Source organism: Salipiger aestuarii, from assembly GCF_003259905.1.
GTDB classification, from domain to species: Bacteria; Pseudomonadota; Alphaproteobacteria; order Rhodobacterales; family Rhodobacteraceae; genus Salipiger; species Salipiger aestuarii.
Genome location: NZ_QLMG01000078.1, coordinates 1 through 11,980 on the forward strand (window position 1 = coordinate 1; position 11,980 = coordinate 11,980).

14 protein-coding genes are annotated in these 11,980 nt (G+C 64.1%); 10 read left to right on the forward strand and 4 right to left on the reverse strand.

Annotation, left to right across the window (positions count from 1 at the left end; all coding sequences use genetic code 11):
- Nucleotides 1-114: 114 nt before the first annotated feature.
- The 4 genes from pdeM to ATI53_RS21595 all read right to left on the reverse strand — a co-directional run bounded on the left by pdeM (nucleotide 115) and on the right by ATI53_RS21595 (nucleotide 2,726).
- On the reverse strand, nucleotides 115-780 hold the full coding sequence (gene pdeM / locus ATI53_RS21580; protein ID WP_111551360.1) for a ligase-associated DNA damage response endonuclease PdeM: 666 nt from the start codon (nucleotides 778-780) through the stop codon (nucleotides 115-117).
- 43 nt (nucleotides 781-823) lie between these two features.
- Nucleotides 824-1,879, reverse strand: a complete 1,056-nt coding sequence (locus ATI53_RS21585; protein ID WP_009503201.1) for a YeeE/YedE family protein — start codon at nucleotides 1,877-1,879, stop codon at nucleotides 824-826.
- Nucleotides 1,880-1,966: 87 nt separating this feature from the next.
- Nucleotides 1,967-2,320: an ArsR/SmtB family transcription factor gene (locus ATI53_RS21590; protein ID WP_009503200.1), complete on the reverse strand. Its 354-nt coding sequence runs from the start codon at nucleotides 2,318-2,320 to the stop codon at nucleotides 1,967-1,969.
- Nucleotides 2,292-2,726: a thioredoxin fold domain-containing protein gene (locus tag ATI53_RS21595; RefSeq protein ID WP_111551361.1), complete on the reverse strand. Its 435-nt coding sequence runs from the start codon at nucleotides 2,724-2,726 to the stop codon at nucleotides 2,292-2,294. Before ATI53_RS21595 ends, ATI53_RS21590 begins: the two co-directional genes overlap by 29 nt.
- Nucleotides 2,727-2,814: 88 nt before the next feature.
- Between ATI53_RS21595 and ATI53_RS21600 the strand changes: the two genes are divergently transcribed.
- The 10 genes from ATI53_RS21600 (at nucleotide 2,815) to ATI53_RS23500 (ending at nucleotide 11,192) form a co-directional block, all read left to right on the forward strand.
- Nucleotides 2,815-3,552, forward strand: coding sequence for a cytochrome c biogenesis CcdA family protein (locus tag ATI53_RS21600; RefSeq protein WP_009503198.1), 738 nt, complete (start codon nucleotides 2,815-2,817; stop codon nucleotides 3,550-3,552).
- Between the two features lie 18 nt (nucleotides 3,553-3,570).
- Nucleotides 3,571-4,158, forward strand: a complete 588-nt coding sequence (locus tag ATI53_RS21605; protein WP_009503197.1) for a thioredoxin family protein — start codon at nucleotides 3,571-3,573, stop codon at nucleotides 4,156-4,158.
- A 133-nt stretch (nucleotides 4,159-4,291) separates the two neighbouring features.
- Complete coding sequence (gene soxX / locus ATI53_RS21610) at nucleotides 4,292-4,765, forward strand: sulfur oxidation c-type cytochrome SoxX (RefSeq protein WP_009503196.1); 474 nt, start codon at nucleotides 4,292-4,294, stop codon at nucleotides 4,763-4,765.
- A gap of 32 nt (nucleotides 4,766-4,797) precedes the next feature.
- Complete coding sequence (gene soxY, locus ATI53_RS21615) at nucleotides 4,798-5,217, forward strand: thiosulfate oxidation carrier protein SoxY (RefSeq protein ID WP_009503195.1); 420 nt, start codon at nucleotides 4,798-4,800, stop codon at nucleotides 5,215-5,217.
- Nucleotides 5,218-5,240: 23 nt separating this feature from the next.
- Nucleotides 5,241-5,570 carry a thiosulfate oxidation carrier complex protein SoxZ gene (gene soxZ / locus ATI53_RS21620; protein ID WP_009503194.1) on the forward strand — a complete coding sequence of 110 codons (330 nt, stop codon included), beginning with the start codon at nucleotides 5,241-5,243 and terminating at the stop codon, nucleotides 5,568-5,570.
- A gap of 59 nt (nucleotides 5,571-5,629) precedes the next feature.
- Nucleotides 5,630-6,475, forward strand: coding sequence for a sulfur oxidation c-type cytochrome SoxA (soxA, locus tag ATI53_RS21625; RefSeq protein ID WP_009503193.1), 846 nt, complete (start codon nucleotides 5,630-5,632; stop codon nucleotides 6,473-6,475).
- Nucleotides 6,476-6,565: 90 nt separating this feature from the next.
- On the forward strand, nucleotides 6,566-8,263 hold the full coding sequence (soxB, locus tag ATI53_RS21630; RefSeq protein WP_111551362.1) for a thiosulfohydrolase SoxB: 1,698 nt from the start codon (nucleotides 6,566-6,568) through the stop codon (nucleotides 8,261-8,263).
- Between the two features lie 10 nt (nucleotides 8,264-8,273).
- Nucleotides 8,274-9,530 (forward strand): sulfite dehydrogenase, encoded by a 1,257-nt coding sequence (soxC, locus tag ATI53_RS21635; protein WP_111551363.1) that lies wholly within the window; start codon nucleotides 8,274-8,276, stop codon nucleotides 9,528-9,530.
- Nucleotides 9,514-10,662 carry a c-type cytochrome gene (locus tag ATI53_RS21640; protein WP_111551364.1) on the forward strand — a complete coding sequence of 383 codons (1,149 nt, stop codon included), beginning with the start codon at nucleotides 9,514-9,516 and terminating at the stop codon, nucleotides 10,660-10,662. Before soxC ends, ATI53_RS21640 begins: the two co-directional genes overlap by 17 nt.
- 389 nt (nucleotides 10,663-11,051) lie before the next feature.
- Nucleotides 11,052-11,192 carry a hypothetical protein gene (locus tag ATI53_RS23500; protein WP_009503189.1) on the forward strand — a complete coding sequence of 47 codons (141 nt, stop codon included), beginning with the start codon at nucleotides 11,052-11,054 and terminating at the stop codon, nucleotides 11,190-11,192.
- The last annotated feature ends 788 nt before the right edge of the window (nucleotides 11,193-11,980 follow it).

The window sequence follows — 11,980 nt, forward strand, 5'->3', positions numbered from 1 at the left end:
CGGACTTATCATCGCCTCCAACGCCCCGTCAGACGGCCCCCGCCGGAGGGATACAAAGCTGTCGGGGATGCGGGTTTTCAGATCCCTGCGGACCAAGGTGCCGTCTGGCAAGGTCTAGCGGCGCGGCATCGGAAGGGCGCAGGGGGTCGGGCCGGTCAGGATGGCCAGCGCGCCGGGGCCCATCAGGCTGGCCAGGGGGTCCCTGTCGCAGGTCAGACCCCCGGTATAGGCGCCATAGGCCGGTAGGATCAGCCGGTCGGCATCGACCAGAAAGCAGCGGCGCGACAGCACCCGGCCGCGCAAGGCCAGCCGCGCCTTGGGATGGTAGTGCCCCGACACCTCGCCGGTCGCGCCGGACTCGGCTATATGGCGCAGCAGCAGGCGGCCGATGCGCAGCTCGGCGCGGTGCGCGCCGCCCAGCGAGACCGGGCCGGGGTCGTGGTTGCCTTCGATCCAGGTCCAGTCGCGCCCGGCCTGAAGGCGGGCGATCCGCAGCCGGTCGTCCTCGGGGAGGGCCTCGGCGATGTCATGCGTATCAAAGCTGTCGCCAAGGCAGACCACCCGGCGCGCGCCGGTCGCGTCCAGGTCCGCAACGAGGCGCTGTAGCGTTTCGCGCGTCTCATAGGGGGGCAACGCCGCGCCACCCACGGCCGACAGGCGCGCCGCCTTGCCCAGATGCAGGTCCGACACCACCAGCAGGTTTTCCCCCGGCCAGTGCAACGCGCCGGACGGCAGGGCGCACAGCGGCGCGTCATGAAAACGAAAGGCATAGGTGTTCATGACCTGTTCCCTGCCACGCCTCTCGCCGCGCCGCAAGTGCGCGCTATCCGGCGGGGGCGAAGCCGACGATCAACTGGCGCAGCCCCAGCGCGGCACCGGCAAAGATCGCGGCCATGGTCACGGGCGCGGAAAAGGCAAGCACAGAAAAGGCCGACAGCCCCTGGCCGATGGTGCAGCCCATCGCGATGACCGCCCCCGCCCCCATCAGGGCCGCCCCGACGATCTGGCGGCGCAGCTCTCGGGGGTCTTCGCAGGCTTCCCAGCGAAAGTGGCCCTTGACGAGGCTGCCGATGAAGGCGCCGCACCAGACCCCGGCCACCGACCCAACCGCAAAGCTGATGGGACGGACCGATCCGGTCATCCACCACAGGATGGTGTCGCCGAGGGGCGCTGCAAAGCTGTGCGAGACCACCGGCAGGGGTTCGAACCCGGTGCGCGCGACCCAGGCTGTGCCCGCCCAGGCAAGCACCACGCCCAGGCCCACCATGGCGGCCCAGAAGATGCGCGCCGGCGTGGCAAGCAGCCGCCGCGACGCCAGCGAGACGCCAAGAAGCGCCGCCCCCATGGCCAGTCCGACGACGGCGGGCGCGGCCCCTGTCAGCGCCGCGATGCGGTGGGCGATTGCGGGTGGGACGCCCGAGGTTTGTACCTGCGGGAACACCGCCGCGCGCAGCGGTGCCAGCGGCCCGGCCAGCACGATCCAGGTCGATACGCCCATGACCAGCACGATGACAAAGCTACGCAGGTCGCCGCCGCCAAGCCGGGCGATCGCGCCAAAGCCGCAATTTCCGGCCAGAGCCATGCCATAGCCGAACAGCAGGCCCCCGACGATCGACGCCATGGGCATCCATCGGATCGACAGGTAATAGCTGTGCGCGGGATCGAACATCCCCGCCATCATCAGTCCAAAGCTGCCGAGAATCGCGATGCCGATCGCGACGCCCCACATGCGCATCCGCAGGTCCGAACCGCCGTAAAGCAGGTCTTCGATGGCGCCCAGCGTGCAAAACCGTCCCAGCCGCGCGGCAAGCCCCAGCGGCACCCCGCTGACCAGCCCGATCAGCGCCATGAGGTGATGTTCGCTCAACATCTCGAACATTTAGGCTCCTCCCTTCGGCTGCGTGATGCTGTGGCCGAAGAGTATGCGCCGCGTGCGGCAAGCACTCAAGCGAATATTCGAATATGTTCAGGTGGCTTGATCATCGTCGGCGCAAAACAGTTCGTAAACGGTTTCCAGCATCCGGCGGGGGCGGTCGTCCGCAAGCCGGTAATAGATCGCCTTGCCCTCGCGGCGCGGCACCACAAGCCCTTCGAGCCGCAGGCGCGACAGTTGCTGGCTGACGGCGGCCTGACGGGCGGACAGCAATTCTTCCAGTTCGGTCACGGATTTTTCGCCCGTGACCAGGTGGCACAGGATCATCAGCCGGCCTTCGTGGCTGATCGCCTTCATAAAGGCGGCCGCGGCTGTGGCCTTGTCGGCGATACGGTCGAGCTCTTCGTCGCTCAGGTCGTCACGGAGCACCGGAAACGCCATGTCCATCGCCCACCTCCCTTGTTCGGGTCGCGGCATCCGCCGCTCGTTGCGGATCGTAATCCGTGTTCTCGGTCAGCATCCGCGCGAGCAGAGGCCAGAAGAAATCCTGCCCAGGATAGCCTTCGATCCGGGCGCGTTCCGTTCCGTCTTGTATCAGAATGAAAGTGGGTGTGAACAACACTTTGCGGTCGTAGCGGACCCCGTCGGGCGGGTCTGCGCGCAGGTCTGCCTGCAAAAGCGGCGCAAAGCGGCCCTCGGTCGTGTTGGGATAGGCGGGGGCGATCTCGGCGTTCCATTGGGCGCAATAGGCACACCCGGGCTGTGCCACCATCACAAGGCGGGTGTCGGCCGGGACCGGTCCGGCAAGCAACGCAGCCGGAAAGGCGATGCAGATAAGACGGATAAGGGACATCGCACACCGATCGACGAAAGTTGTTTGACGAAACTCATACAATCAACATAATATGAATATGTGAATTAATCAAGCGGGGGGCGGCGCCTTGCTCGACCTGTCTTTTGCGGGCGCGGCTTTCGCCGGCCTGCTCAGCTTCTTTACCCCCTGCATCCTGCCAATGGTGCCGTTCTACCTGTGCTACATGGCCGGCTTGTCGATGACGCAGCTGCGCGCCGACACCGGGCTGGCGCCGGGCGCGCAGCGGCGGCTGGTGCTGTCGGCGCTGCTGTTCGCCGCGGGGGTAACGACGATCTTTGTCCTTCTGGGGCTGGGGGCCACCGCCGCCGGGCGAGCCTTTGCCGACTGGAAGCAGCCGCTAAGCTACGTCGCGGCGCTGGTGCTGGCGGTGTTCGGGCTGCATTTCCTGGGCGTGATCCGCGTGCCGTTTCTGCTGCGCGAGGCACGGCTGGAGACCACAACCAAGCCCACGACCGCGCTTGGCGCCTATGTCATGGGCCTTGCCTTCGGCTTTGGCTGGACACCCTGCGTCGGCCCCGCGCTGGCGTCGATCCTGATGATTGCCAGCGGCATGGGCGACCTGCTGCGCGGCGGTTTGCTGCTGTTTGTCTACGGGGTTGGCATGACGGCGCCCTTTGTGGTGGCGGCGCTGTTTTCGGGGCCGTTCCTGCGGCTGACCGCCCGGCACCGGTCGAAGCTGAAATATGTCGAAAAGATCATGGGCGCGATGTTGCTGCTTTTTGCGCTGCTGATCGCCACCGACAGCGTGAACCTGATTTCCCAGTGGATGATCGAGGTCTTTCCGGCCTGGACTTCGCTTAGCTGACGCAACGGAGGAATGACGATGAAAACATGGACAGGGGCGCTGGCGCTGCTGGTGTGCTCGGCCTGGGCCGCCTGGGGCGAGGTGGCGCCGATAGGTGACGACGGCCTGCACAAGGAACCGTGGTTGCGCGACACCTTCAAGGATCTGCGCGAGGATCTGACCGAGGCGAACGCCGAAGGCAAGCGGCTGGTGCTGATGGTCGAACAGCGTGGCTGCATCTACTGCACGCAGATGCACGAAGAGGTGTTCTCTGACCCTGACATCCGGGACTACATCGAAACCCATTTCTTCGTGGTTCAGATCAATCTGCACGGGGACACCGAAATCACCGATTTCGACGGAGACACGCTGTCCGAAAAACAGGCGGCGCGCAAATGGCGCGTGCTGTTCACGCCCAACATCCTGTTCCTGCCCGAAGAGGTGCCCGAGGCGGTCAGCGCCGCCGATGCGGCGGTGGCGGTGATGCCCGGCGCGTTTGGCAAGGGCACCACCACCGACATGTTCGTCTGGGTTGCGCAAAAGCGTTACGCGCTTGATGGTGGTGAGGATTTTCAGCGCTATCACGCCCGACGCATCCGCGAACGCAGCGATGGCGCCACCGATTAGCAGGGCGATCGGAAACAATAATTCACGTCTATGAATTTGTTGTTGCGTAACCGGGGGCCGTGGACTACGGTATGAAACAGCCACGCAGGACCGGCACCGCACACTGGCCGCGTGACAGGCCAAGGGAGGGATCATGAAACTTGCAGGACCGATTTTGGTCGGACTATGCGCCGCGAGCGCGACATTCGCCGCCAGCACCGCCCCCGACGACGTGATATTCGGCGCGTATGGCGAGGCCGAAACCCCGCTGACCGGCGCCGCCGGGGATGCCGTCAAGGGCCAGCGGATCTTTTCCGAAAAAAGTCTGGGCAATTGCGTGTCCTGCCACCAGCTGACGTCGCTGCCCGACGTGCCCTTTCAGGGCGAGGTCGGGCCGGTGCTGGACGGCGTCGGCAGCTATCGCACCCCGGCCGAACTGCGCGGCATTCTGGTGAATGCGAAAATGACGTTCGACGGCACGGTGATGCCGGCCTTCTACAAGACCAGCGGCTTCATCCGCCCCGGCGACGGATATACCGGCAAGGCGGCACAAGAGCCGATCCAGCCAATCCTGTCGGCGCAGGACATCGAGGATGTCGTGGCGTTCCTTGGCACGCTCACCGATTGACCAGTGCGATACAGATGACAGGAGAGACGGAAATGCACCTCACACGTCGTGAAACCCTGGCCATGAGCGGCGCGGCGGCGCTGTTGGCCCTGCTGCCCAAAGGCGCGTTCGCCAAAACATCGGATGAATGGATCGCCGAATTCACCGGCGGCGCCGACTTGGCGGACAGCGGGCTAGATCTGACCGCGCCGGAAATCGCCGAAAACGGCAACACCGTGCCGATCGAGGTCAGCGCCCCGGGCGCGACCGAAATCCTCGTGCTCGCCACGGGCAACCCCACGCCGGGTGTCGCGACATTCAGCTTTGGTCCGCTGGCGGGATCGCAATACGCCTCGACGCGTATCCGTCTTGCCGGCACGCAGGACGTGGTCGCCATCGCGAAACTGGCCGACGGCAGCTTTGCCAGGGCATCCCGGACCGTAAAGGTCACCATCGGCGGCTGCGGCGGCTGAGTTCAGGACAGGAGACAAGCATCATGGCAGAAGGCGTCAAACCCCGCGTCAAGGCTCCGAAAAAAGCCTCTGCTGGTGAGGTGGTCACGATCAAGACCCTCATCAGTCACCCGATGGAATCGGGACAGCGCAAGGACGGGTCGGGCAACCCGATCCCCCGGTCGATCATCAACCGCTTCACCTGTACGTTCAACGGCCAGATGGTCATTGACGTGACGCTGGAACCGGCGGTTTCGACCAACCCGTATTTCGAATTCGAAGCGACGATCCCCGAAGCGGGCGCGCTGGAATTCACCTGGTACGACGACGACGGATCTGTCTACGAAGACAGCAAATCCATCGAAATCGGCTGATGCGGGGCGGTGCCCTGTCCCGGACGCGCGGGGCAGGGCCTTTCAGGGAGGGAAAACAGATGAAGACCATGATCCTCATGGCCGCGACACTTGTCCTTGCCGCGCCGCTGGCCATTGCGGGCGGCCCCGACGACGACACGCTGACCATCAACGACGACATCGAGATCGTCACGAAAACCGACGCTCCGGCGCATCTTGATGGCCTGGATACCATCTATTCGGGCTGGCATTTCCGCGACGACGGCACGCAGGAAATGGAAATGGACGATTTCGACAATCCCGGCATGATTTTTGTCGACATGGCCCGTGACACCTGGGCGACGCCCGAAGGCGCTGCCGGGAAATCCTGCGCCGATTGTCACAACGACCCCGAAAGCATGGCCGGGGTGCGCGCGGTCTATCCCAAGTGGTCCGAAGAGGCGGGCGAGGTGCGCACGCTTCAGATGCAGGTCAACGCCTGCCGCACCGAACGCATGGGCGCCGAGCCGTGGAAATACGATGCAGGCGCTGCGATCAACATGGAGGCGCTGCTGGCGTCCGTGTCGCGCGGCATGCCGGTCGATGTCGCCATCGACGGTCCCGCGGGCGAAACCTGGGCGAGGGGCAAGGAGTTGTACTACACTCGCTATGGCCTGCTGGAACTGTCCTGCGCCAATTGCCACGAGCAGAACTTCGGCAATTACATCCGGGCCGATCACCTGTCCCAGGGCCAGATCAACGCCTTTCCGGCCTATCGTCTGAAGAACGCCAAGCTGAACGGTGTGCAGGGCCGGTTCAAGGGCTGCATTCGCGACACCCGCGCCGAGACGTTTTCCCCCGGATCGCCGGAATTCGTGGCGCTGGAGCTTTACGTCGCCTCGCGGGGCAACGGGCTGTCGGTCGAAGGTCCGTCGGTTCGCAACTAGACCATATGCCCCGCGCGCGCCCGTGCGGGGTTTTTCACCTCCATATCATTCACACATGCGAATGTGAATTTCGAGACAAGGACCCCTTCGATGATCTCTAGACGCGACTTCCTTCAGGTGTCGATGGCGGCCTCGGCGCTTTACGGCGCGGGCGGTTTCGGCAACTGGGCGCGGCTGGCCGCGCAGCAGGCCCTGACGCAGGATCAGCTTTTGCAGTTCGATACCTTCGGGAACGTCTCGCTGATCCATGTCACCGACATTCACGCCCAGCTTAAACCGATCTGGTTTCGCGAACCGTCGGTGAACATCGGGGTTGGCGGCAACAAGGGCGCGGTGCCGCATGTCACCGGCGCCGATTTCCGCAAGCTTTATGGCATCGACGATGGCTCGCCCTCGGCCTACGCGCTGACCTGCACCGATTTTGCCAGCCTCGCCCGGGAATATGGCAAGGTCGGCGGGCTGGACCGCGTGGCCACGGTGATCAACGCCATCCGTGCCGACCGGCCAGACGCGATCCTGCTGGACGGCGGCGATACCTGGCACGGCTCGATGACCTGCCACAAGACCGCCGGGCAGGACATGGTCAACGTGATGAACGCGCTGAAGCCCGACGCGATGACCTTTCACTGGGAATTCACCCTCGGCAGCGCACGGGTGCAGGAAATCGTGCAAGGGCTGCCCTTTGCCGCGCTGGGCCAGAACATCTTCGATGCGGAATGGGACGAGCCCGCCGAGCTGTTCAAGCCCTACCGGTTCTTTGAACGCGGCGGGGTCAAGGTGGCGGTGATCGGACAGGCCTTTCCCTATATGCCCATCGCCAACCCCGGCTGGATGTTCCCGGAATACAGCTTCGGCATCCGCGACGAGCATATGCAGAAGATGGTCGACGAGGTGCGCGGGCAGGGGGCCGAGCTGGTGGTCTGCCTGAGCCACAACGGTTTTGACGTCGACAAGAAGATGGCCGGCATCGTCACCGGCATCGACGTGATCCTGTCGGGCCACACGCATGATGCGCTGCCCGAACCGGTGTTGGTGGGCGAGACGATCATCGTGGCCAGCGGTTCGAACGGCAAGTTCGTTTCCCGCGTCGATCTGGATGTGCGCGACGGGCGGATGATGGGATTTCGCCACAAGCTGATCCCGGTCTTTTCCGATGTGATCGCGCCAGACCCGCAAGTGGCAACCCTGATCGACGAACAGCGCGCGCCCTACAAGGCCGAACTGGAACAGGTCATCGGCACGACCGACGATCTGCTCTACCGGCGCGGCAATTTCAACGGCTCGTGGGACGATCTGATCTGCGACGCGCTGCTGTCGGAACGCGACGCCGACATCGCCATGTCGCCGGGCGTGCGCTGGGGGCCGTCGCTGATCCCCGGCGATCCGATCACCCGCGAGGACATCTGGAACGTCACCTCGATGAGCTACGGCAAGGCGTACCGATCCGAAATGACGGGCGAATTCATCAAGGTGATCCTTGAAGACGTGGCCGACAACATCTTCAACCCGGACCCCTATTACCAGCAGGGCGGCGACATGGTCCGCATCGGCGGCATGGGCTACCGGATCGACATCCGCAAACCGCAGGGGTCGCGGATCTCGGACATGACGCTGCTCGGGACCGGCGAGCGGATCGACCCCGCAAAGAGCTATGTGGTCGCGGGATGGGCATCGGTCAACGAGGGCACCGAAGGGCCGCAGATCTGGGACGTGGTCGAACGCCACATCGCCAGGCTGGGCATCGTGAAGCTGCCCGAAAACACCAGCGTGACCGTCACCGGCGCATAAGGAGACCCAGATGGACGACACCCCCCTGAAACCTTCCCGCCGCCGGTTCTTGGCCGGGGCCGCGGTGGCGGGCGTCGCGGGCGCGGCAGGCGCCGCCGAACCCGACCCGCTGATCACCGAGGTGCAGCCCTGGGCCAGCGGTTTTGGCGAGGGCGTCGATGCCACACCCTACGGCCTGCCGATCCGGTTCGAATCCGACGTGATCCGGCGCAACGTGGAATGGCTGACCGCCGACACCATCAGCTCGATCAACTTCACTCCGATCCACGCGCTGGACGGCACGATCACCCCGGCCGGCTGCTCGTTCGAGCGCCACCATTCCGGGGCCATCGAGCTGTCGAAAGACGATTATCGCCTGATGATAAACGGCACCGAGACGCCGACGGTGTTCGACTATGCCGATCTGGAACGGTTTCCGCGCGAAAACCACACCTACTTTCTGGAATGCGCCGCCAACACCGGCATGGAATGGGCGGGCGCGCAACTGAACGGCGCGCAGTTCACCCACGGCATGATCCACAACATGGAATACTCCGGCATCCCGGTCCGGACACTGCTGCGCGAGGCGGGGCATGACGGCGCGACAAAGGGCAAATGGCTGTATGTCGAAGGCGCCGACGCCTCGTCGAACGGGCGCTCGATCCCGCTGGAAAAGGCGATGGACGACTGTCTCATCGCCATCAAGGCCAATGGCGAGGCGCTGCGGATGGAACATGGTTATCCCGCCCGCCTTGTGGTGCCGGGCTGGGAAGGCAACCTGTGGGTCAAATGGATCCGCCGGATGGAAATCACCGATGGCCCGGTCGAAAGCCGCGAGGAGACGTCGAAATACACCGACACCCTGGCGGATGGCACGTCGCGCAAATGGACCTGGGTGATGGATGCGAAATCCGTCGTCACCTCGCCCAGTCCGCAGGCGCCTATCCTTCACGGTCCCGGCCCGCTGGTCATCACCGGCATGGCCTGGTCGGGCCATGGCAAGGTTGCCCGCGTCGATGTCAGCAAGGACGGTGGCAAGACCTGGGAAACCGCTCGGCTCGCGGCCGATCCGGGCAACAAGGCGTTGCTGCGCTTTTATCTGGATACGGTCTGGGACGGCAAAGAGATGTTTCTGCAATCGCGCGCTGTGGACGAAACCGGCTATGTGCAGCCCACCAAGGCCCAGCTGCGGGCGGTGCGCGGGCTGAATTCGGTCTATCACAACAACTGCATCCAGACCTGGTGGGTGAAACCGAACGGCGAGGCTGAAAATGTCGAAGTCTCTTGAACTGCTCCTTGGCACGGCCGGGGGCATCGCCCTGATGCTGGTCGTCGCGGTGAACTTTGCCGACCGGAATGTCGCGGGCTTTCCGGGCTCTCCGCATCGCGTCGCCGCGTTGCCGACGTCCTCGGGTGCGATGATTGGCGCGGTTCAGGCCGCCACGGCGGAAGCGGACGCGCCGCTTGGTCTGGGCCGCGCGGCCCTGCCCGAGGAGGTCGCCGCGTGGGATCTTGACGTCAGCCCCGATGGGACGGGCCTGCCCGAAGGCTCGGGCGATGTCTGGACCGGCGAGGCGGTGTTTGAGGAAAACTGCGCCGTCTGCCATGGTTCGTTCGCCGAGGGCGTCGACAACTGGCCCAAGCTCGCGGGGGGGGGCGGTACGCTTGCCGATCAGGATCCGCTCAAGACCGTGGGGTCCTACTGGCCTTATCTGTCGACGGTCTGGGATTACGTCCATCGCTCCATGCCGTTCGGCAATGCGCAAAGCCTGAGCCCGGACGATGTGTATGCCATCGTGGCCTACATTCTTTATTCCAACGATCTGGTCGATGACGATTTCGAACTTTCGGACAAGACCCTGGCGGGTTTCGAAATGCCCAATGCGGGCGGATTTGTCACCGACGACCGGGCCACGACCGAATATCCGCAATGGCGCCGGGACCCCTGCATGGAAAACTGCAAGCAGGACGTGCGGATCACCATGAAAGCGACGGTGCTGGACGTGACGCCGGACCAGGACGGCGCCCCTGCCGTGGCCGAGCCGGCGCCCAAAGCGCCAGCCGTCGTTGCACCATCGGTCGCCCCTGCCGCAGCACCGGCGGCCATCGACGCAGCCCTTGCGGCAACCGGTGCGCAGGTCTTCAAGAAATGCAAAGCCTGCCACCAGGTTGGGAAGGACGCGAAGAACCGCACCGGCCCGGTGTTGACCGGGATCGTCGGGCAAGCGGTCGCGGATCGCGAGGATTTCAAATATTCCAAGGCGATGGTCGAACATGGCGGGATCTGGGACAGCGCAAGCCTGCGGGGTTTTCTGGCCGATCCCAAAGGCTACATGAAGGGCACGAAAATGTCCTTTGCCGGTCTTCGCAAACCCGAAGAGATCGACGCGGTCATCGAATACCTGCGCAGCGTCCAATAGCAGATCACGCGATTTCAGGGTGCAAAAGCCGTCGCCACGGGGGCGGCCTTCTGCGCTATTTGCCGTGGTTCTAACGGCGGTGGTGGCCCTGCTGGAGCGTGCGGACCGGGGGAAACCGTGAATCGGTCGTGCGGACCATATGCGGCGACGGTTGGTTCTGAGCCCAAACTGCCGGCTGCCGCGCGTCGAACCGACATCGGGTCTTCATCGGGCCGCCAAAAACCTGTCAAAATCGAACCAAGCTGTGCCACGGGTTTCTGGCACGAGATTTTGCAACGGTTTCAGAGCATCAGCGCGGTGCGACGAAAACAATCGCTGCTGATGAACGGCTCTTGCTCGATCATGGCATAAGGAATTGATTCATCTTGCTTTTCCAAAGGTCTCGGGCGATGCCGGGACGGCTGGAGACGCCGGAGAACATGTTTTATCGGGTCCGGATCGAGGATCATGCCCCCGGGGATCATCTGCTGCGCAAGATCGACTGGTTGCTGGACGTCGAGACGATCCGGCATGAGTCGGCGGCGCTCTGAGCCACACCGGCCGTCCTTGGATCGGCCCCGGTCGCATGCTGGGTTGGCGACCGCTGCGGCATCCGGCCCGGGCGGCGGCTGGACGAGGATATGCACCTCAATCCGGCCTTTTTCTGGTTCTGCACGCTGGGTTTGGAAGGCTGTGTGTCAGATGGTCGGTCTGCAAGAACCGCCAGCGCCCTTCGTGCGGCCCCCCCCCGGCCGCCCCCAGCGGGACGTTCGCGACGATCTGCGGCAACTTCCGGCTTCTGCACCGGTTGTTCGTTCAAATCGACCGAATCCTGAAGGTCATCGGGTATCGCTCGTAACCGACAGGCTGGTGGTCCGCAGCTCCGGCTCCGGCACAAAGTCGAGCGTCATCAGCGCCTCCGGCAAAATTGCCTGCGCCGCCGATGGGAGAACAGCGCGGCACCAGAGACCAGTTCTGCGCCACGTCGCGCAGGCCCTTCGGCGAGATCCAGTCGCTCCGGCCTAGCTGTTTGATCCCACGGTTTGATGGTGCGATCCTTTCTCATGAATGGAAGGACGCACTATGGGACAAATTCTTCACGGCAGCGCCACGCACTGTTACCCGGCAGGCGATTTGCAAGGCAAATCTGCCGAGAGGGCACGCACGCGATCCGAGCAGCGATACAGCGATCCATTGGCTGGCAGTCGTTTGCGCAGCACAACGATGAGAAGCGCAAGCTTCGCTCGCGCAGCTGAGCAAGGAGTTGGGCATCACTCCCAAAACCGTCGCGAAGTGGCGCAAGCGTGCGACGGTCGAGGACTTGAAGACCGGTCCAAAG